Here is a 20,839-nt window from a genome sequence, read left to right on the forward strand (position 1 = left end):
TGGCTAACGCTGTTAAGTTCTATCGACTTACTTAGGTGATTCACCTTCATCAATAGGATAAGAGCGTATAGGTTCTTGTGCTTCTTCTTGCGCTTGTTCAAGTAAAAAGTCATCTAGGTTTTTATTCAATTGTTCAGCATTGAATTTCGGTATTTGATAAATCCAATCAGCCCAATAATCAGTCGGAGTCGCATTGGCAACACGTAAATACGCGTTGTCTTGCGTTTGCGCAAGTTCAACTCGAAACGCGTGTCCATAGGCCGTGTTTACATCTAACGTTAACATTGGCGTTAACGTTTCCCATTGAAGTGTTGATAAAGGCAAAAGCTGCTCGAAGTGCAAGCCGGCAAGATTAAGAGCGACGGCATCTAATACCCCAGCGTACTTAAGCGCTTGATTCTGCCCTCGACCAGTTAACAAAAATGACTCATCTGGGCCGGCTCTCACAATCTGCCACGTATCGCCATCGACGCGAGAAATACTGGATAAATCCGTTTCATCAAACGGTAAGATAGGCTGCTGTAACCATTCACTATTCGTCATGGGCAAGTTTATCCCGCGGTCGCTTAGCCACGCTTGCGACTGCTTGGGTATACGCATGTAACTTTTATTGCCTACTGAAGATTGATTGCCTACTAATACTTGCCAAGATTTACCGTTACCGCCAAGCGAAACTAAGGTGGCTAAGCTGTCTTCGGCTGAAATATCTTGTAAGCCTAAATGATGATAATTACTCGCTTTGGCTGTTTTTGGTTCGATTAACTCAGCTTGGGAAAGCGCATTCACTAATGTAGCCAGCTTCTCTCGGTCTACTGGAAACATCCCCACTTGTACACCATTGTCAGCATAGACTTCTGTCTGCCAACGATCACCCTCGCGCCGAGCATTAAGTAAAACACCTGTGGCATTTGTCAAAGTGATACGATCTACAAAAGCTGCATTTTCATTCAGTGATGGAAGTGCCATATCTGCTGCATCTTGAGAGCTAAGGTCGTGATGCAAAAGCCAATAACCTGTCCCACACGCCAATACAGTAAGTACGCCTAATACTATTAGAGAACGATTCATGATGGCTCCCCAGCACCTGCGACGGGCGACGTATTTTTAGCCTTGTAGCGACTACGTGACAAACGCCTAACCCCCATCAGTAATAGCACTAACACTAATGGAGCAATAACAATGTTGGTGAACTTAATAAGGTTGCCCAAGGTTTCAATATCCTTATCTAACTGGTGACGCACTTCTCTCAGAGATTTGCGTATTTCAATTTTCTGAGTCATAAAATCGTCAATGGCTTTTTGCTGCTGCGAAGAAATGACTAACGCCCCCCCCTCACCTTGCTGCTCTTGCAATTGCGCCAACTGCAACTCGGCCTCTTCCAACTGTTGTTGAAGTATTTTTTCCTGCTCTCGGAATTTTTGCTCCGCGACCAATTTGAGCTGCTCAACCTTATCAAAAGGCCGTGCAAAAGTGCCTCGACTTCGAATGCTAATGAGTGCATCACTGCCTGCAAGATTCTCAACCGCGTTGGTGACGAAATCACCGTTGTTGGCAAATGGCGTGGTAATGGTTTGACCAAAAAATGATGATTGCTGCACCCAAAATCTGTCTGATAGTAAATCGGTATCACCCACTAACATTACGTTTAAGTCTCTTGTGCTGGATAAAGCTCCTTCGCTTTCAATGCCCTCTGGCGGCAACTCGAAAGCCGACTTTGCATTTCCTGTGATCCTCGTGGCCAACACATACTCTTGATTACTGCTTGTATATTCCTGACTTAACGCTAAAGGCTCTCTTGTCTGTGCGTATAATGCACTATCGATCAGATCTGAGTTTTGAGTTGAATGAATAAGCGTAGCCCAGCGCTGGCCTGTACTAGCGCCTTTTTTGAAAACCCCAAAAGACGCCCCATTAATCAAATCTAAATTTGAAGTGGTTACATCTTTATCGTTCAATTCATTGGCGCTAAAGCCCACAAAACCGAAGTGCCTAGCAACATCACCGCTTTGGGTGCGCACATCTAAGCCTGCATAAGCATCGAGCAAGACGTGCTGCTCGTCGTAGTTAACGCCCCAAGCTTTAAACAAACGAGAAAGGTTCGAACTGTTCGCTCCCATGCCTGACCCCACAAGCATACTCATTTGATCTGATTCATTATGCGGATCAACAAAAATCAGGGCTCTTCCACCTTTCATCGTGTATTGGTCGATGGCGTATAATAACTCGTCACTTAAATTTTTTGGGTGAGCGACAATTAACACATCGGTACCTTTAGGTAACTCTGTCGCATCGCTGCCGATTTTATCGACGACATATAGTTGCTGTAACTGTGTATAAAAGGTCCACGGTTGTTCGAACTCACCCGTCATCGGATTTTGTCCGCCTGCCACTGGCAAATCAGTTAATAACGTCACTTTAACTTGCTTAGGATTAACCAGTTGATAAATCAATTTACTGATTTCGTACTCTAAAAATCGCTCCTGCTGAGGATCAAAGAACGCAATCACTTGCTGGTCATCTAGCGCATTTGTTGCGCCCAACCCTAAATAAATCGCTTCACCGGCGGTACCGATGTTTGCGCCTGTGAGTCCAAACTGATCTGCCCTATCCTCTTTTTCAGAAAAAGGTTCGGGGTCAAGAATATGCAGTTTAATTTTACCGTTGGAACGCCCAGCATATTCTTCAAGTAAACTTTGTACCCGCACCGCGTAATTACGCAAAGTCGTCATATTCTTTGATGCTTTGTCGGAGAAGAAAAAGTACAGATTCAACGGCTCATCAATTTCCGTTAAAATTTGCTGACTACCTTGCGACAAAGAATAAACATTGTTCTCAGTTAAATCGACACGATATACGCTAAGCAACTGATTATTCAGTAAAACTAAGGCGCAAAACAGTATTGCGATAAAGAGCATGCTTAACCAAGTAATAAATCGAGTAGACATGGTTAATCCGCCTTCTTTTGTTCAATAATAAGTAAACCTGCGTACAGCCAAGCCATTGTCACGAGCAAGAAGTACCCCAAATCATTTAGTGCTATCACGCCTTTTGCCATCGCTTCAAAATGGGTCAAGAAGCTAAATGACGCCACAGTATCGAGTAATAGCGAAGGTGCCCAGCCTTTAAATGAATCCAATACGATCGAACTGCCACTGACGACGAACAAAAAACACACCACAATAGCCAGAATAAAGGCGATAATTTGATTCTTGGACAAGGCAGACATACACATGCCGATAGCCAAAAAAGCGCCCGCCATCAACCAACTCCCTAAGTATGCCGCGACAATGATGCCATTATCAGGCTGTCCGAGATAATTAACCGTTAGCCACAATGGAAAAGTCAAAATTAAGGCTAATCCTAAAACGCTCCAGGCTGCTAAAAATTTACCTAATGTTACCTGCCAAGTGCTCACGGGCAAGGTCATTAATAATTCTATACTGCCACTTTTGCGCTCTTCGGCCCAACTACGCATGGCGATGGCGGGTACTAAGAACAAATATAACCAAGGATGAAAATTGAAGAAGGCCAATAAATCAGCTTGGCCTCGCTCATAAAAACCGCCGATAAAGAAAGCAAAGACCGAAGATAGCACTAAGAAAATGCCGATAAAGACGTAGGCGACAGGTGAGGCAAAGTAACCTGCAAACTCCCGTTTAAACAAAATAAAAATATGTGCCACAGCTAAGCAACCTCCGTTGTCAGATCTCTAAAGACTTGGTCTAAACGACCTTGCTCAATAAACAAAGTATCCACGGGTAATTTCGCACGCTGCACATGAGCAGTGACCTCATGCAATATGTGTTGTCCCGGTTCAGGAAAAAGCGTGACGTGACCTGTTTTTTGCTCGACCTCCATTTCAGCTACCCCTTCTAACTCCGCTAAACCAGAGATGTCAGCTAGATAACTTAAATGGATCGTAACCGCTTGATAATAACGCGACCGCTGCTGCAATCTTAAAGGCGTATCATCAAACAACAGCTTTCCTTTAGCGATGATCATCACGCGGTTACACACAGCCGTGACTTCTTCTAAAATGTGAGTGGAAATGATGACTATTTTGTCTTGGGCAAGTTGTGTGATTAACTCGCGTACTTGATGTTTCTGATTCGGGTCGAGACCGTCAGTAGGCTCGTCTAGGATTAATATATCCGGGTCATGAATCAATGCCTGAGCAAGACCAACGCGTCGTTTAAAGCCCTTTGATAAGTTCTCAATAGGTCGATTGACGACGTCTTGTAACTCAATTTTTTCGATGACGTTTCGAATGCGTTGTTCCTTTTCTTTACCCCTAAATCCTCGGACCTCGGCAATAAATTTTAGAAACTGATAAGTCGTCATATCGCTGTAGGCTGGTGCACCTTCCGGTAAATAACCAATTCGTTCCTGAATGTCCTTCGTATGCTGCGAGATAGACATATCAAAAATATCAATACTACCGTGAGTCGGCTGCAAGAAACCCGTGAGCATTTTCATAGTGGTAGACTTACCGGCGCCGTTTGGCCCCAAAAAACCGACTATGTCTCCAGGTTTGACGTCAAAGTTGAGATCCTCGACCGCAGAAAAATGACCGAACGATTTCGACAAATTCTTAACAGATATCATTGTGTTCCTAATTATGATCTAAAGACAGCGTGATTAAGATATAGCCTTCCTAGGTCTCTTTCAACGCTTGCACCTAAGAGAAAGAAGGATCAATTACGCTTAATTAATCATTCTGTAAATTTCACCAAGTTTAACGGTTAATGATCCCCAAAGGGAGTCGAATTTTGTGCTTTACGCGCGAAATTTCTTGGCAAAGAGACGCGCTTCCCTTATTGTCTCGCAATATGAGCATGGCAAAATCACTTCTACATACAGCCGACTTACACATTCATAGTCGCTACTCAATATTCAAGCGTATCATTAATCTGATCATTGTTATCGTGATGGTATTACTGTTCGTGAACCTGTGGTTCGTGGATAACGATAATGCGCAGAATTGGCAGAGTAAACAAAGTACTCAATTAGGTAATAGCTTAGGGTTAATCAGTAGCCAAATTATTGCCCAACCTCTAATCGATAGAGATGAAGCGCGGATTGATCAAGTGCTAAAAATATTACTCAACGATCCCCACGTAGACGCGGTTGCTGTTTATGATCAATACGGCCAACAGGTGGCGCAACAAGGTGTTGAAAGTTCTATCGTCGCTCAATACCAATCTAATGAACAGAATACGCCCTTAGTATTTGTTAGAGATATTCGAGTAGAAAAGCAGATTTATGGATATGTTCGCTTATTGTTAAACGAACAGACTGTCATGGCACTGCACAGTGAATATCAAAGCCAACTGCGTCAGCAGACTCAAGTACTCGGTATATTAGCTGCCTTAGCAGCCCTGCTAATGACGCGAATTTTCTATAAAGTACGTTACCGGCGTTATATTCATCCCAGCGACGCTGAAAAAGTTACTCATTAGTTTAATATATTGGGCAAGATATCAAGGGTGTTTTGCCAACATGCCTGCTTAACGTCGTTTTCAGGTTCCGTCCTCAAAGCTTGAAGTGCATTCAAGATAATCGGTAAATAGCTCGGGCTGTTACGTTCACCTTGTTTACTATTAATAGGCATATCAGGAGCGTCGGTTTCTAACACCAAGCTCGAAAGGGGAACTTGAGCGATCACTGCGCGTGTTTTCTTCGCTCTAGGGTAGGTAATGGTGCCGCCAATGCCTAACTTAAAGCCTAGGTCAATATACGTCCGTGCTTCTTGAAGGCTACCCGAAAAAGCATGAATAATGCCGCCATTACAAAACTTACTTTTTTTTAGCAGCCTAATCAACGCATTATGAGATTGCCTATGGTGCACAATGACAGGTAGCTGATGCTGGTGAGCCAAATTGAGCTGTTCACTAAACACTCGCTCCTGCAGCACTTCGTCAGTGGGCAGACTGAAATCCAAACCAATTTCTCCAACGGCAACGACCTTATCTTGGTGCAAGGATAGCTGTTGGTCCAACATTTGTAATTGCTCACTGCGGTAATTGTGCAAAAAGTAGGGGTGCAAACCTAACGCGAACTTAAGCTGCGAGTACGACTCGCACAGTGAAACTTGCCGTGGCCACAGCCTTGCTTGAGTGCCTGGAATGACAATTGAATTAACCCCGAGCTGAGCACATTTTTGCAACACTTGGTCGCGATCGAGATCAAAAGCGGGGAAATCTAAGTGACAGTGACTATCGATCACAGTCTTAACTCGTTAGGGCATCAAACGTTGGATTGACCAATTCGAGCTGTTTTCTCTGCTAAACAAGAAGCGATCGTGCAATCTATGCTCCCCACCCTGCCAGAACTCAATCTCTTGAGGTATGATTTTAAAGCCTCCCCAGAATTCTGGAGCAGGAATGTCCTTGTCAGAGAACTTTATTTTGGTGTCTTCAAAGCGAGAAAGTAATGCATCGCGGCTTTCAATTGGTTGGCTTTGTTTGGATGTCCAAGCAGCAAGCTGACTCGATAGTGGGCGAGACGAGAAATAGTGTTGTACATCTTGGCGAGGTAATAGCGAAGCGCTTCCTCTAACTAACACTTGGCGCTCTAAAATATGCCAAGGAAAGTGCAGGGAGATTTTGCTATTAGTGAGTAGGTCTTGTGCTTTGCGACTCCCCAAATTAGTGTAAAAGACAAAGCAACCGTCCATAACATCTTTCAATAAAACGATACGTTGTGACGGCTGGCCCTGACTATTAACCGTTGCTACCGTCATGGCAGTTGGATCAGGTAAGCCGGCCTCGACTGCGTCCGCCATCCACTTATCAAACTGTGCGTAGGGATCTGCCAGCAATGACGCTTCAGTGAGATGCCCTTGGCTATATTCCCGTCTTATTTGACTTAAAGGTTGCATGCTTTACTCCCTCAAAAACGCCATTCAATAAATGTTGGTTATAACACGCAAATCTAGGTGCTTACACGAACTTTAGATTAATTATCCTGCCCGTACCCCAGACTGCGCAGCGCACGTTCGTCATCGGCCCAACCTGATTTTACTTTTACCCAAAGTTCTAAAAATACCTTGGTATCAAACAGGCTTTCCATGTCTTTTCGGGCTTCTGCACCAATTGTTTTTAAGCGTTGTCCGCCTTTGCCAATGACCATGCTTTTTTGACTATCGCGCTCAACCAATATCAAGCCATTGATACGATAAACACCGTTTTCAGCCATCATGAATTGCTCGATTTCGACAGTAATTGAATAAGGTAATTCATCACCTGTGAAGCGCATCAATTTCTCACGGATGATCTCAGCCGCCATAAAACGGCTAGAGCGGTCGGTGATGTAATCATCAGGGAAATAAAACTCACTTTCAGGAAGTGTTTCATTCACCATATCGCGTAATTCATTCACGTTTTTGCCGTTTCTGGCTGAAATAGGCATGATTTTATCAAAGGCGTGTTGTTCACCTAACCACTTTAAATGTGGCAGCAATATTTCTTTGTCTTTTACGTTGTCTGACTTGTTGACGATCAACCAGCAAGGCACATTACTTTGCATGATTTTGGTTAATACCATTTGATCGTCTTCATTCCATTTTGTGCCCTCGACAACGAATAGCACCAAACCAACATCAGAAATAGAACTTGATGCGGCACGGTTCATAAAACGGTTAATCGCACGTTTCTCCTCAATATGTAAACCTGGGGTATCTACATATATGGCTTGGCGATTTTCATGCGTGTCGATGCCCATAATACGATGGCGGGTAGTTTGCGGTTTTCGTGAGGTAATGCTCACTTTTTGGCCTAGAAGCGCATTGAGTAGGGTTGATTTACCTACATTAGGACGGCCGACGATGGCAATCATTCCACAATAAGTGATATCAGACATTTTTTAAATTCTCGAGTGCTTGCTTTGCTGTGCGCTGTTCGGCGCGACGTCTACTTTTTCCACGACCAATAATAGGTTTGCTCAACCCTGATACGGTGCATTGCACCGTAAAAGTCTGGTCATGGGACTTGCCGCTAATATCAATGACTTCGTATTCGGGTAAAGGCAGCTGCCGACCTTGTAAATATTCCTGTAACCGCGTCTTATCATCCTTGGGTGTTGCATCTGGGTTGAGTGCATCGATGCGCTTTGCAAACCAAGCTAAAATTAATGGCTCGCAGCCCTGCATGCCCACTTCTTGATAAATAGCACCTATAATAGCTTCGACAGCATCAGCCAATATTGAATCTCGACGATGGCCGCCGCTCTTAAGCTCACCTGGGCCAAGTAACAGCAAGTCACCTAAGGAAAACTCTCTGGCCACTTCTGCCAAAGTATCACCTTTGACTAAACTGGAACGCATTCGCGTTAAATTGCCCTCAGGCTGTTTAGGAAAACGCTCAAAAAGTGCTTTTGCGATAACAAGGCCCAGTACGGCATCACCTAAAAATTCTAAGCGCTCGTTATGATTCGCACCCACGCTTCTATGGGTGAGAGCAACCGTTAGGTTTTTTGGGTCCTGAAACTCATAACCGAGTTTGGTGTATAAAGGTTTGTAAGGGTCAATCAACTGCATCTAAATAATGCTACCTACTCGATTAAAACGTACGTCGGTTGGGATCCAGCTTGGTACCCAGCTACTAGGGGCACGGTCGAACTCGAAACTGATCCAAATCGCCACGGCTTTGCCAACTAGGTTTGCATCCGGAACGAATCCCCAGAAACGACCGTCTAAGCTGTTATCACGATTATCACCCATCATGAAATACTGGCCTTCAGGGACTATCCACTCATCGGCTTGTGTGCCGGGTTGCTGATAATAATCCTGCGTACGATTCAAATTACTGGGTAAACGGAAGATATCATGTGTTACTTCACCTAGTTTTTCTTGGTACTTTTCCAGAGGCACAAAGTTTTGATAAGCCTCACCGCGATCAACAAAGTTTAATTCTACCGGTTCAATTGCGGAGCAGTCTTTACCTGAGTTACACGCTGGCTTAACAAATAGCTGCTTGTTTCGGTAAATAACCGTGTCACCTGGTAAGCCAATCACTCGCTTAATGTAATCTTGGCTAGGATTTTTGGGGTACTTAAATACCGCAACATCTCCGCGCTCTGGCACACCTGTGTCCCAAAATTTACTTCTGAAGACAGGGTCTTTTACTCCGTAGGCGTATTTTTCAACCAGAATAAAGTCACCCACTAACAAGGTAGGCATCATCGAACCTGATGGAATTTGAAACGGTTCATATAGAAACGAACGTAACACCAATACAAACGCTATGACGGGAAAAATTTGTTGAGACGTATCCACCAGCCAAGGTAATGTTTGCTCTTCTGGGTCGCCGGTCACACTGGAGCCGTCTTCCCCTGTCACCGCTCGTTCTTTACGTTTTGGTGCGAACATTAAAGAGTCAGCAAGCCAAATGAGGCCTGATGCTAGGGTAAGTACCACTAAAAACAATGAAAAATAATTTGCCATTTACTTACCTACCTTAAGTAGAGCAAGGAACGCTTCTTGAGGAAGTTCAACGTTACCCACTGACTTCATACGTTTCTTACCGTCTTTTTGTTTCTGAAGAAGTTTCTTCTTACGACTCACATCACCACCGTAACATTTGGCGATTACGTTTTTACGCAATTGCTTGATCGTGCTACGCGCTACTATCTGGTTGCCGATAGCAGCTTGAATAGCAATATCGAACATTTGACGCGGGATCAGCTCACGCAACTTTTCAACCAAATCACGCCCACGAGATTGAGCATTGTCCTTATGGGTGATCATCGCAAGCGCATCCACTCGTTCGCCATTGATAAGAATATCCAGTCTAGACATTTCAGCTGTTTGGAAGTGTTTGAAATTGTAATCAAGTGATGCAAAACCACGGCTTGTGGATTTGAGCTTATCGAAAAAGTCCATAACGACTTCGGCCATAGGCAGTTCATAAGTCACCGCCACTTGCTTGCCATGATAAGTCATGCTGGTTTGTACACCACGCTTATCTACACACAAGGTAATAACGCTGCCTAAATACTCTTGCGGCACAAGTATGTGGGCTTCTACGATAGGTTCGTGGATTTCATCGATGGAGTTAACGGGTGGTAACTTTGAAGGATTATCTACGTAAAGCGTTTCACCATCAGTGGTCACAACTTCGTAAACTACCGTTGGCGCAGTGGTGATCAAATCTAAATCGTACTCGCGCTCTAAGCGCTCTTGAATAATTTCCATGTGCAACATGCCAAGGAAACCAATGCGGAAACCAAAACCCAGAGCTGATGAGCTTTCAGGTTCAAAGAACAAAGACGCATCATTCAAACTAAGTTTAGCCAGTGCATCCCGAAAATCTTCATAGTCATCTGAGCTAATAGGGAAAAGCCCTGCGTAAACCTGAGGCTTCACTTTTTTGAAACCCGGTAGCGCCGCATCCGCAGGTGCGCGAGCAAGAGTAATCGTATCGCCCACGGGTGCACCGTGAATTTCTTTGATGCCCGCAACGATAAAACCTACTTCGCCTGCACGTAATATACCGGTGTCTGTGGCTTTAGGCGTGAAAATACCGACTTTATCGGCTTGATGCACCACACCCGTCGACATAATTTTAATCTTATCATTCTTGCGTAACTCGCCCTGGACGATACGCACCAACGACACGACACCTTGGTAGTTATCGAACCAAGAATCTACAATAAGGGCTTTTAGTGGGGCGTCAATATCACCTTCTGGTGGCGGAATTTGGCGTACAATCACTTCAAGTACATCTTCAATACCAATACCGGTTTTAGCAGAGCAACGTACGGCATCGATTGCGTCAATACCCACAATGTCTTCGATCTCTTCAGCTACGCGGTCAGGCTCCGCTTGAGGTAAATCGATTTTATTTAAAATCGGCACCACTTCCATATTCAAATCGATGGCTGTGTAACAGTTAGCGAGTGTTTGCGCCTCAACACCTTGGCCTGCATCTACGACCAAAAGCGCACCTTCACAGGCAGCTAAAGAACGCGACACCTCGTAGGAGAAATCCACGTGCCCCGGCGTATCAATGAAGTTTAGTTGGTAAGTTTCACCATCTCTCGCTTTGTAGTTGAGCGTGACACTCTGAGCCTTAATGGTAATACCGCGTTCGCGCTCAATATCCATTGAATCGAGAACTTGCGCTGACATTTCGCGTTCGGATAGACCACCACAATGCTGGATTAAACGATCCGAAAGTGTGGATTTACCATGGTCAATATGGGCGATGATCGAGAAGTTACGTATGTGCTTGTGTTGCATAGACTTTTGAAATGTACCTAGTACGTTTTGCCTGCCCTAAGCGTAATTTTGCAAGCAGCAGATATGTGCTCAAGGAAATTAGGGGAACAAATTAAATTAAATAGACGCGGATTTTACAATTTTATCAGCCAATTTGCGATAAAGAACTCAACGGATATGCATAATTAATGCTCGAAATAGCGTTTAAGGCTCAATGATGTTTACATCAATACAGTCAACTCGGGTTTTCAGGCTAGGTAAGACGGCTAAAAGATGGGGTTCAAACTGCGTTTTAGTGCTGCCTGAAATATAGCGTTTCACGCCTAAAAAACTGACAACGGCAGCGACCATGGAAGATAAAATCACCCAACCTTCGCCCTCAATTGAGTAGCTTGATAGCAATAAAGTACTAGTGGTTGCCACGACAATCATGGTCAAAAGCGGCAGCATATAAACGAGCAACGAAGCACTTAGCAGCATAGATTCAGGAATGCCTAGTTTAACATCTTGCCCTACAGCGACTGATTCCTCACACGGTAACCATAGCGCGTCACGTTTATTGGCTAGCGCTCGGGCAATCACACCCGTGCCGCAATTGTCTTTTGCATGACAACTGCCACAGGTAGATTTTACCTGAGTAGCGATTTTAATAAATTGATGTTCATGACGCATTTGGACGTCAATGACAGTGCCAACTTCTTCAATCATCTCAATTAGTGGCTAAGTGGATGGAACTGGCAATATGATTAGCTGTTTCAGGGGGAAGCTTACCCACTACAGTCACATTCAGCCTCCCCTGGTTTAGGGTGAGTAAGGTATCTGATTCGTGGCGCAGCAAAATATCTTGGTTTATTCCATCGTTTTGGCTTTCACGCATGTATATAGATACATCTACAAGGCCATCGCTCAACATAACATATTCAACAGATTGCCCTGTAATTGGCAAACGATGAATATCACGTTTAACCTCAACCATGCCAACAGGCACATAGGCAATATCCCAAATCGCTTTAGTATGCGTTTGCGGCCTTAACTTTAATACCTCTGGTAACATAGCAGGTTCAATTTTTTCAAAAAAATCATCAGGCTGCTCTGTGACGTGACATGCTGTCACTTGTATTTGTTCTAGTAACTGGCCGTTTAAATCCACTAAGTTCATTTTAAGCATCAGGCCGGTTTCTTGGTCAAGCCAGACATTCATGCCAAATCTAGATTTATCTTTACTAACAATGCGAATTTGCTGGGCGGCTCGTCCAGATACTCTGCTACGACCCACCATAACAAAATCGTAGCTGTCTTTGATTTCATCAGGCTGTTGGAAAAACTCACTGGGAAATGGCCCATTGATAACCCTTGATTGCAAACTATATGGTGGAACATTTGGCTCAAAGTAACTTACTTTATCGTCGATTCGCACGACTTCCCTACCCGGGCCATTGAGTAAATTCAGTTGCTCCATTTTGACACCGCTAGCACTTACACCGTGACGCCATAAGTAGGGTTGAGAGTCAACGCCGGGCTTGAGCAGTACAAATGAAATACTGTAGTTCAGGTTACTGTGGGCATGAGACATCTTTTCGAGCCAGCCATGGGCGCTATCAGACGGAAAAGCTTTAGCAGGTTCACTGTGGGATGACGCTGGAAGGTCTACAGACACTGTATTTTGGTCGTCTTCGACTGACTGACCAATGCTAGAAAAAGATAAAGACACTAGGCAGGCAAGCGTAACCTGCCTAATGCATTGGAAAGATTTATTTTTGTGAGATGCTTTCAACGTTGTTTGACTGTTCAGTATCATATAACTCTACTTCAGATTCGCCTTCGGCCGGTGCGGCTTTAAAACGTAATTGCTGCTTATGGTCATTCAAGTAGGCGTTAATGACTCTGCGCTGCTCTGATGCATCAGCTCTAGGTAGAGTACGCGTCTGCTCTAAGCTGACCGGTGATAAACCACCTTGGATACCCAACAATGCAGGCGCAGAATTAAATGGTTGCTCTACATCAGTCTGGTTGTACTGCTGTACACCGATTATCATCGCTACTGCAACTGATGCTGCAATGGCCATTTGCCCACCTTGTTTAGCAAAGGGTACCACAGAACCAACCAAAGGTAGATCACGCCATGTTTTCTTCGGTGCAAGAATGGCAGGTTCTGATGCCAATGCGGCGGCTACATTTGCAGCAATATCAACATTGATTTGTGCTGTCATCTCTTTACGCAAACTGTCGCGTATTAAGTGATAGTTTTGCCATTTGTCGGCAAGCTCAGCATCATTTTTAATTGCATCTAGTAATTGTTCGTCGTGTAACTCACCATCAACCAGAGCAGACAAATTTTCAATCTTTTGCGTCATATAACAAGCTTCCTGAATATACGCTTAAATAAACTGTCACTTGAAATAAAAATCTATCTCAAATTAACTTGCAACTGCAACATGTCAACATGTCAACATGACATTGTTACAACAGTTACCGTTCTTAATCCCCTCGCTAACGTTGCAGCAAAGGTTGAATAACCTTATCCAGTGCTTCACGAGCTCTGAATATCCGTGATCGAACAGTCCCAACAGGACAATCCATCACATTAGCAATCTCTTCATAACTTAGCCCTTCTAATTCCCGCAGGCTAATGGCCATGCGTAAATCTTCGGGTAATTTATCCATCGTATCAAACAGCAATTTTTCCATTTGATCCGACATTAAACTTTTTTCTGGCGAATTATTCTCTTTCAAGGCATCACTGCCGTCATAGAAATCCGCGTCTTCTGCGTCCACATCGCTCGCAGGGGGCTTTCTACCTTGCGAAACTAAATAATTTTTAGCGCTGTTTACGGCTATACGGTATAACCAAGTGTAAAATGCGCTATCGCCCCTAAAATTAGGTAATGCACGGTAAGCTTTAATAAAGGCTTCTTGTGCTACGTCAGCAACGTCACCGGAGTTCTTCACATATCGTGATACCAAATAAGACACCTTGTGTTGGTACTTAACCACCAACAATCCGAATGCGTCTTTGTCTCCTCGTTGCACTTTTTCAACTATTTGTTGATCTGTTAACTGCTCGCTCATTCGAGCCGATACTCCTGCTACAAATATTATTTTGGCTCATGCAAGCACTATAATTGACCATGCCTTTTGCAATAAGTTCGTTTTGTAAGAATTTTTTTCGAAATAAGGTCGAAATAAATTCGAAATATAGTTTTGTTATCATGGGCTAATAAGGGCTGATCCAACTGAATATCATTGTATTTTTTACAACATTAATTAGTATTGCCACCCTCTATTGGCATTATTGGTGTAGTTTACCCTATGCACTCCACTGTTGAACATCGTTGTGACGTACTAATTATAGGCAGCGGCGCTGCCGGACTTAGCCTAGCATTGAAATTGGCTGAGCATTGCCAAATTATCGTTTTAAGTAAAAGTAGTTTAGCGGAAGGGTCGACACGATATGCCCAAGGCGGTATCGCCGCTGTATTCGACGAAGACGATTCAATCGAATCCCACGTAAAAGATACGCTTAATGCAGGTGCAGGCTTATGCGATGAACAAGCGGTTCACTTTACTGCTTCTCGAGCAAAAACCTGCATGCAGTGGTTGATTGACTTCGGTATGCCGTTCGATCAAATGACCGACACCAACGATGGTGAACAGCGTTATCATCTTACACGTGAAGGTGGGCACAGCCACAGGCGTATCTTGCACGCAGCCGATGCGACCGGGGAAGCCGTTCAAGTCACTTTAATCGAAGCGGTCAAACAGCATCCGAATATTCATATATTTGAACGTTATAATGCGGTTGATCTAATCAAAAGCAAGGATGAGCAAAATCAGTTGTTAGGCGCCTATGTGTGGAACCGAAAACATGAACATGTTGAAGTGATCCGCAGCAAATTCACCGCACTTGCCACTGGTGGCGCCAGCAAAGTTTATCAATATACTTCCAACCCAGATGTTTCCAGTGGTGATGGAATAGCCATGGCGTGGCGTGCTGGTTGCAGCGTTGCTAATATGGAGTTTAATCAATTCCACCCAACCTGTTTATTTCATCCTGAAGCACGCAACTTTTTGATCAGTGAAGCTCTGCGCGGTGAAGGCGCCTTTTTATGCCACGCAGATGGCACGCCTTTCATGCAAAAATTCGATGAGCGTGGTGACTTGGCTCCAAGAGATATAGTCGCACGGGCCATTGATTTCGAAATGAAACGCCTTGGTGCCGATTGCATGTATTTAGATATCAGTCATAAACCCGCTGATTTTATTAAAAAGCATTTCCCTAACATCTATCGTAAGTGTCGCGCGTTGGGCATCGATATCACCAGACAGCCCATCCCTGTCGTACCAGCAGCACATTATAGCTGTGGCGGTGTGGTGACTGACTTTAATGCAAAAACCGACTTAGATAACCTGTACGCGCTAGGTGAGGTAGCATATACCGGTTTGCATGGTGCAAATCGCATGGCCAGTAACTCGTTGCTTGAATGCATAGTGTTTGCTCACTCAGCCGCTGATCACATTATCAAGCGCTTGACTGACGGGGACTCAAATGAGGGTATTCAGCCTTGGGATGAGTCACAAGTGGGCGACTCAGACGAGGAAGTTATTATTCAGCATAATTGGCATGAGTTACGTCTTTTCATGTGGGATTACGTGGGGATCGTGCGCACTGACAAGCGCTTAGCAAGAGCGCAGCATAGAATCGAACTGTTAAAACAAGAAGTGGATGAGTACTACTCTTACTTCAGAGTGAGCAATAATTTATTGGAACTGCGTAATCTACTGACCGTTGCTGAGCTTATCGTTAAGTGTGCGCAGCAACGCAAGGAAAGCCGTGGCTTACACTACAACTTAGACTACCCTGGCTTGCTCGAAAACCCGAGCCCGTCGGTTATCCCAGGGAAAATCACCAAATAGTGTCACAGTGACTGCACCTTTCCGCTCAGGTGGGGTGCGCCTGTATCTTGGTTTTTAAGTGAAAACTTCATCGCCCTCTCCTGGGTATTCTCTGAAACCTCTTTACTATTCACTTCATCAATAGCCCCAATATCACCAGCTTTACTGTGCGTAGCCTCGTACTGTGAAAATACGACACGACCTGGCAACATTGCTGGCTTAATGAATTGAACCTGAGTGTTAAACGGCTGAATGAATAAATCCTGATCTATCTGCTCTAGTGCAGAAAGACAACGAGACTTAGACCACATACCATGAGCGATGGCGTGTTTAAAACCGAACAATCTGGCGCTTAGCTTAGATAAATGAATGGGGTTAAAATCCCCTGACGCTCTTGCATAATCACGCCCTAGGCCAGGATGCAATTGCCACATCTGCTTACTCTGTGCGCTCCCTTCAAGCCCAGTTGTGGCCTCATTCGCTGGGGTACTTTCTTTATTCATTGCACTAAATCGAGTACTTCGATACAAATTACTGCTGACGGATGACCAGCACAGCTCCCCATCGACGTGCACATCTGTAACGATTGAAAATACAATCCCTTTAGCATGGGACTTCATATCTTTGAAGTGGCAACGAAACACACAGGCTTCACTCGCTTGCACTGGGCGATATTGAATAATTTCATTATTAATGTGCACCAAGCCCAACAAAGCGAAGGGAAAATCTTTTTGCAGCATCAACATCAAATGCATTGGAAAACTTACCACGTGCAAATAACACGGATGAAGATGCTTCGCTCGCCATCCTGTCACTGCATGAAACTGCTCGATACTTGAATCTAATAAACGTGCCGGAGCAAAAGACAAGGGCTGCTTGGGAAAATCGTCGAACGTAGGCGGCAATTGGGTAATATTGTCTCGTTTAAGAGCAGCCCTAAACATCAGGTTAGCAAAACGAGGTAACGTCGTTAATGGAGTCTTCATAATTTTTTGATTTTTGGCTTTTTTAGCAGGCTCTTGCGCGTTGCTGACTTGCTATAATACAGCGACACAATCGACGATAGTCTTTCTCACTAACGCTGTCCTTGAATATCCAACTCCAACGAATAGAAGCTTTCTGGGGTTGATGTCGCTGTAACAGGGGTATGCGTTGCACCCATAGTAGACTGCCGAGCATTTTAGATTGCTCACCGATCCACCAATTAGCATCTTGCCTGGCATCGAGATAATTCCACTCACCTTCGTAGCTCACCTGCACCACAAACTTAGAATGCTCTCTTTTTCGCCACATGCTTATGCAATATACCGTAATCAAACTGCCTAATATGAACTGCAGCAAGAGCTGATAACGCAGGCTATGAGGCTGCCAAGCAAAAACACTTGTCAATAAAACAACGTAAGCCAAACAGGCGATATACGCTTGCATTCGCGACGGTTTTACTTCAACTCTATACTTTGACACGACTTAATATGTGATCTATCAGGCGCTTGTAATCGGGATTATTACACGCTTGATGGCCCATTAGCCAAGCGTATAAATCGGGATCATCACATGTAAGCAGGCTCTCAAAAATAACTTTATCCGCTTCAGATAAATCGTTGAATCCCTCTTCAACAAACGGCATAAAGATAACATCTAATTCTAACATTCCGCGCCGGCATGCCCATTTCAGGCGCGCATATCTTTGTTTGGTAAACATGGATCATCCTATTGTGATTATTCGAGCGCAGTTTAGCATAATTTACCGTGTATATTCCTCATCTGAAACGCTATTGCTTTCTCAATATTTCCCCTTGCTAAATAGCATTTTAACCTCATATCAATTACCCATTACGAATTAAGCTGAGATAACACTTGTGATAAACACCATTGATACCGCGGACACCATCCCTGCAGATTTTATTTGTCGCTTAGACGACTTGCATGTATTGAACATCAGTGGTGAAGAGCGTATCAAATACTTGCAAGGCCAAGTCACCGCTGACATGACAAAACTTAGCGCCCATGAAGCTCTGTTTGGCAGCCACTGTGACTTTAAAGGCAAGACTTGGAACATTTTTTACGCCCTAGAGCACAATGACTCTGTGCTTTTCGTAAGCCATAAAGAAAGTGCCGCGGCGTCATTGCCCGAACTTAAAAAATACGGTGTGTTTGCTAAAGTCGATTTCGTCGATGAGCCAACCCAGTGGGCATGTTTTGGTGGACAAGGGCAGCAGCTCGAGGCTGTTATCAGTCAATTATTCGGTAGTACACCGGCTGAACACTTGCAATCGCTTAGCAATGCTAACGGTGTGGTGTTAGCGCTAGGCTCAGAAAACAAACGCTTCATGCTTGTACTTACGCCTGAAGGCCAAGCTCATTTAGCTGCACATGAAACGCTAACGTATGCTGATAAGACCCTATGGGAAGTGCTTGATATAAAAGCGGGGGTTGCTGAATTGCGCACTGCCACCAGTAATGAATTTGTGCCGCAAATGATGAACTTACAAGCACTAGATGGCATCAGTTTTAGCAAAGGTTGTTACATGGGCCAAGAAGTGGTGGCTCGAACTAAGTTTTTGGGCAAAAACAAACGAGCGGCTTTCATCCTTAAAGCTGACGAATCAGTAAATCTGCTGCCCGGCGATAACCTTGAAATTCCGGTCGGCGAAAACTGGCGAAAGGGGGGGACAGTATTACGCAGTGCAACCCTAAACAAAGAAACTTGGTTATTAGCCGTTGTGGCAAACGACACTGAAATTAATTCGATAATGCGGTTGAAAGATCGACCTAATGCGGTATTTACCGTGCAATCTCTGCCATATTCATTAGAATAAAAGGCGAATACTTAATTTTTAATCGGTGAATATTTCATGTATTCACCACCAATTTTTATGGGTACCCAATGAATATAACCACCAACACAGTCGTTACCATGCACTTCACTGTAAGTGCGCCAGATGGCACACAAATCGACTCGTCAAAAGAATCAGAACCAATGGTTTTCTTGCAAGGTAGTCATTACCTGATCCAAGGTTTAGAAGATCATTTGGAAGGTAAAGAGGTTGGTGAGAAATTCGTTATCGATATCGAGCCTGAACAAGCCTATGGCGAGCGCCACGACACCCTAGTTCAAGAAGTGCCACGTTCAATGTTCGAAGGTATGGAAATTGAGCCTGGCATGACATTCAGAGCAACCACAGATGAAGGTGAGCAGTCTGTGATGATCCTTGATGTTGATGACGAAACGGTTGTAGTTGATGGCAATCATCCGTTGTCTGGCTTGACGCTTACATTTGATGTAGAGGTATTAGAAGTCCGCGCAGCAACTGAAGAAGAAATAGCTCACGGCCATCCTCATACTGCTGAAGGATGTGGTCACACTCATTAGTAGATGTTTCTAATTCTAATATTAATCGGGTAAGACTAACCGGTAATAAACACAAACGAGGCCAAATGGCCTCGTTTTTTATAGCATGTGCTCAAGCACTTAAATTAAACGGCGTCTTCATTTTCCTCCCCTGTACGGATACGAATAACGCGCTCAACTTCGTAAACGAAAATTTTCCCGTCACCGATTTTGCCGGTTTGCGCTGTTTTCATAATCGCTTCGATAGCCAGTTCTACTTGCCCGTCTGGGATAACGACCTCTAGCTTCATTTTAGGTAAAAAGTCTACATTGTATTCGGCACCACGATATAACTCCGTGTGTCCTTTTTGACGTCCAAAGCCTTTAACTTCGGTTACCGTCATGCCACTTACGCCAACTTCAGCAAGTGCTTCTCGCACATCATCCATTTTAAACGGCTTAATAATCGCTTCGACTTTCTTCACTTTTCTTCTCTCCAGATGGTGTGCTTAATCATAAATTGTGGGAATAGGTACACGTTTATGTTGCGTCTTTTTATAAATTTCCAATAGGCGCTCTGTCACTTGTTGTGGCACAGGCTTCCCTTCAAGAAAATCGTCAATGTCATCATAACTCATTCCCAATGCTTGCTCGTCAGCTTTTTGCGGGCTTAAGCTCTCTAGATCAGCTGTCGGCGCTTTATGCACAAGATTATCGGGTGCGCCCAAATAACTTGCCACCTGCCTAACCTGACGTTTATTCAGGCCAAACATTGGCGCCAAATCACAAGCGCCATCACCGTACTTAGTATAGAACCCAGTGATATTCTCAGCAGAATGATCCGTGCCTAACACTAAACCGTCAAGCATGCCTGCAATTTCGTATTGCACGACCATGCGTGTTCTCGCTTTGACATTGCCTTTAACAAAATCACGTTTGGTATCACTAGCAGGCAATATCCCTGCATCACTTAATGCTTTGCTCGTTTGCTCATCAATCGCATCTGCGCCTGGCTGCACATTCACCGATATTGACTGGCTCGGTTGGATGAAATCAATCGACAATTGGGCGTCGTCTTCATCGGCTTGAACTTTGTAAGGCAACCGCACAGCGACAAATTGGTAATCAGAGCTTGATGGTGAATTCAATTGATTCACCGCAATTTGTGCTAATCGACCTAAAGTGCAAGAGTCGATCCCACCACTGATCCCCAATACGAGGGTTTTTAACCCCGAAGCAACCAAATGGGATTTAATAAAATTAACACGGGTCTGTACTTCGCTTTCAACATCAATTTGCGGTTTCACACGCATTTCGTCAATCACCGCTTGCTTGTGCATTTTTCTCTCACTCTGCTGGTAAAACTGATTATTAGAATGGCCCACTGATAGCTGACA

23 protein-coding genes are annotated in these 20,839 nt (G+C 44.2%); 4 read left to right on the forward strand and 19 right to left on the reverse strand.

Features of this window, described 5'->3' with window-relative positions; translation table 11 throughout:
- Window positions 1–27: 27 nt before the first annotated feature.
- Genes PATL_RS16125 through PATL_RS16140 form a run of 4 tightly spaced genes read right to left on the reverse strand, consistent with a single transcriptional unit; the run spans window position 28 to window position 4,605 of the window.
- Entirely contained in the window at window positions 28–1,068 is a 1,041-nt protein-coding gene (locus PATL_RS16125; RefSeq protein WP_011575882.1) for a DUF4340 domain-containing protein, read from the reverse strand.
- Entirely contained in the window at window positions 1,065–2,945 is a 1,881-nt protein-coding gene (locus PATL_RS16130) for a GldG family protein (protein WP_011575883.1), read from the reverse strand. The genes PATL_RS16125 and PATL_RS16130 overlap by 4 nt, the downstream gene beginning before the upstream one ends.
- A 2-nt stretch (window positions 2,946–2,947) precedes the next feature.
- On the reverse strand, window positions 2,948–3,682 hold the full coding sequence (locus tag PATL_RS16135; protein ID WP_011575884.1) for an ABC transporter permease subunit: 735 nt from the start codon (window positions 3,680–3,682) through the stop codon (window positions 2,948–2,950).
- A gap of 2 nt (window positions 3,683–3,684) precedes the next feature.
- On the reverse strand, window positions 3,685–4,605 hold the full coding sequence (locus tag PATL_RS16140) for an ABC transporter ATP-binding protein (protein WP_011575885.1): 921 nt from the start codon (window positions 4,603–4,605) through the stop codon (window positions 3,685–3,687).
- Between the two features lie 230 nt (window positions 4,606–4,835).
- Between PATL_RS16140 and PATL_RS16145 the strand changes: the two genes are divergently transcribed.
- Window positions 4,836–5,459, forward strand: a complete 624-nt coding sequence (locus PATL_RS16145; protein ID WP_232283236.1) for an AhpA/YtjB family protein — start codon at window positions 4,836–4,838, stop codon at window positions 5,457–5,459.
- Here PATL_RS16145 and PATL_RS16150 read toward each other — a convergent pair.
- From PATL_RS16150 to rpoE, 10 genes are all read right to left on the reverse strand, one after another.
- Window positions 5,456–6,226: a TatD family hydrolase gene (locus PATL_RS16150; protein WP_011575887.1), complete on the reverse strand. Its 771-nt coding sequence runs from the start codon at window positions 6,224–6,226 to the stop codon at window positions 5,456–5,458. The genes PATL_RS16145 and PATL_RS16150 overlap by 4 nt on opposite strands.
- 12 nt (window positions 6,227–6,238) lie before the next feature.
- The gene (gene pdxH / locus PATL_RS16155) at window positions 6,239–6,880 is read right to left on the reverse strand and encodes a pyridoxamine 5'-phosphate oxidase (protein ID WP_011575888.1); all 642 of its coding nucleotides are present in this window, start codon (window positions 6,878–6,880) and stop codon (window positions 6,239–6,241) included.
- 77 nt (window positions 6,881–6,957) lie between these two features.
- The gene (era, locus tag PATL_RS16160; protein WP_011575889.1) at window positions 6,958–7,860 is read right to left on the reverse strand and encodes a GTPase Era; all 903 of its coding nucleotides are present in this window, start codon (window positions 7,858–7,860) and stop codon (window positions 6,958–6,960) included.
- A complete protein-coding gene (gene rnc / locus PATL_RS16165) occupies window positions 7,853–8,536 on the reverse strand; it encodes a ribonuclease III (RefSeq protein WP_011575890.1) in 684 nt (227 codons plus the stop codon). The genes era and rnc overlap by 8 nt, the downstream gene beginning before the upstream one ends.
- Window positions 8,537–9,442, reverse strand: a complete 906-nt coding sequence (lepB, locus tag PATL_RS16170; protein ID WP_011575891.1) for a signal peptidase I — start codon at window positions 9,440–9,442, stop codon at window positions 8,537–8,539.
- Window positions 9,443–11,239: a translation elongation factor 4 gene (lepA, locus tag PATL_RS16175; protein ID WP_011575892.1), complete on the reverse strand. Its 1,797-nt coding sequence runs from the start codon at window positions 11,237–11,239 to the stop codon at window positions 9,443–9,445.
- A gap of 183 nt (window positions 11,240–11,422) precedes the next feature.
- Window positions 11,423–11,926: a SoxR reducing system RseC family protein gene (locus PATL_RS16180; protein WP_011575893.1), complete on the reverse strand. Its 504-nt coding sequence runs from the start codon at window positions 11,924–11,926 to the stop codon at window positions 11,423–11,425.
- A 1-nt stretch (window position 11,927) separates the two neighbouring features.
- Window positions 11,928–13,016, reverse strand: coding sequence for a MucB/RseB C-terminal domain-containing protein (locus PATL_RS16185; RefSeq protein WP_232283237.1), 1,089 nt, complete (start codon window positions 13,014–13,016; stop codon window positions 11,928–11,930).
- Entirely contained in the window at window positions 12,970–13,572 is a 603-nt protein-coding gene (locus PATL_RS16190) for a sigma-E factor negative regulatory protein (RefSeq protein WP_011575895.1), read from the reverse strand. The genes PATL_RS16185 and PATL_RS16190 overlap by 47 nt, the downstream gene beginning before the upstream one ends.
- Window positions 13,573–13,708: 136 nt before the next feature.
- Window positions 13,709–14,287 (reverse strand): RNA polymerase sigma factor RpoE, encoded by a 579-nt coding sequence (gene rpoE, locus PATL_RS16195; protein ID WP_006993139.1) that lies wholly within the window; start codon window positions 14,285–14,287, stop codon window positions 13,709–13,711.
- A gap of 240 nt (window positions 14,288–14,527) precedes the next feature.
- On the opposite strand from rpoE, the gene nadB reads away from it, so the two are divergent.
- Window positions 14,528–16,132 carry an L-aspartate oxidase gene (gene nadB / locus PATL_RS16200; protein ID WP_011575896.1) on the forward strand — a complete coding sequence of 535 codons (1,605 nt, stop codon included), beginning with the start codon at window positions 14,528–14,530 and terminating at the stop codon, window positions 16,130–16,132.
- 2 nt (window positions 16,133–16,134) lie between these two features.
- On the opposite strand, the gene PATL_RS16205 is transcribed toward nadB, so the two are convergent.
- The 3 genes from PATL_RS16205 to PATL_RS16215 are packed head-to-tail and all read right to left on the reverse strand — an operon-like array spanning window position 16,135 to window position 17,813.
- The gene (locus tag PATL_RS16205; RefSeq protein WP_011575897.1) at window positions 16,135–17,097 is read right to left on the reverse strand and encodes a MaoC family dehydratase; all 963 of its coding nucleotides are present in this window, start codon (window positions 17,095–17,097) and stop codon (window positions 16,135–16,137) included.
- Window positions 17,098–17,119: 22 nt separating this feature from the next.
- On the reverse strand, window positions 17,120–17,539 hold the full coding sequence (locus tag PATL_RS16210; RefSeq protein ID WP_011575898.1) for a protein YgfX: 420 nt from the start codon (window positions 17,537–17,539) through the stop codon (window positions 17,120–17,122).
- A 22-nt stretch (window positions 17,540–17,561) separates the two neighbouring features.
- Window positions 17,562–17,813, reverse strand: a complete 252-nt coding sequence (locus tag PATL_RS16215) for a succinate dehydrogenase assembly factor 2 (RefSeq protein ID WP_011575899.1) — start codon at window positions 17,811–17,813, stop codon at window positions 17,562–17,564.
- Window positions 17,814–17,970: 157 nt separating this feature from the next.
- On the opposite strand from PATL_RS16215, the gene ygfZ reads away from it, so the two are divergent.
- Together ygfZ and PATL_RS16225 are read left to right on the forward strand one after the other, a co-directional pair.
- On the forward strand, window positions 17,971–18,930 hold the full coding sequence (ygfZ, locus tag PATL_RS16220) for a tRNA-modifying protein YgfZ (protein WP_011575900.1): 960 nt from the start codon (window positions 17,971–17,973) through the stop codon (window positions 18,928–18,930).
- A 68-nt stretch (window positions 18,931–18,998) separates the two neighbouring features.
- The gene (locus PATL_RS16225; RefSeq protein ID WP_011575901.1) at window positions 18,999–19,484 is read left to right on the forward strand and encodes an FKBP-type peptidyl-prolyl cis-trans isomerase; all 486 of its coding nucleotides are present in this window, start codon (window positions 18,999–19,001) and stop codon (window positions 19,482–19,484) included.
- A gap of 104 nt (window positions 19,485–19,588) precedes the next feature.
- On the opposite strand, the gene PATL_RS16230 is transcribed toward PATL_RS16225, so the two are convergent.
- Together PATL_RS16230 and nadE are read right to left on the reverse strand one after the other, a co-directional pair.
- Window positions 19,589–19,927, reverse strand: a complete 339-nt coding sequence (locus PATL_RS16230) for a P-II family nitrogen regulator (RefSeq protein WP_006993147.1) — start codon at window positions 19,925–19,927, stop codon at window positions 19,589–19,591.
- A gap of 24 nt (window positions 19,928–19,951) precedes the next feature.
- A complete protein-coding gene (nadE, locus tag PATL_RS16235) occupies window positions 19,952–20,782 on the reverse strand; it encodes an ammonia-dependent NAD(+) synthetase (RefSeq protein ID WP_011575902.1) in 831 nt (276 codons plus the stop codon).
- Window positions 20,783–20,839 lie beyond the last annotated feature (57 nt).

This window comes from Paraglaciecola sp. T6c (assembly GCF_000014225.1).
Lineage (GTDB): Bacteria > Pseudomonadota > Gammaproteobacteria > Enterobacterales > Alteromonadaceae > Paraglaciecola > Paraglaciecola atlantica_A.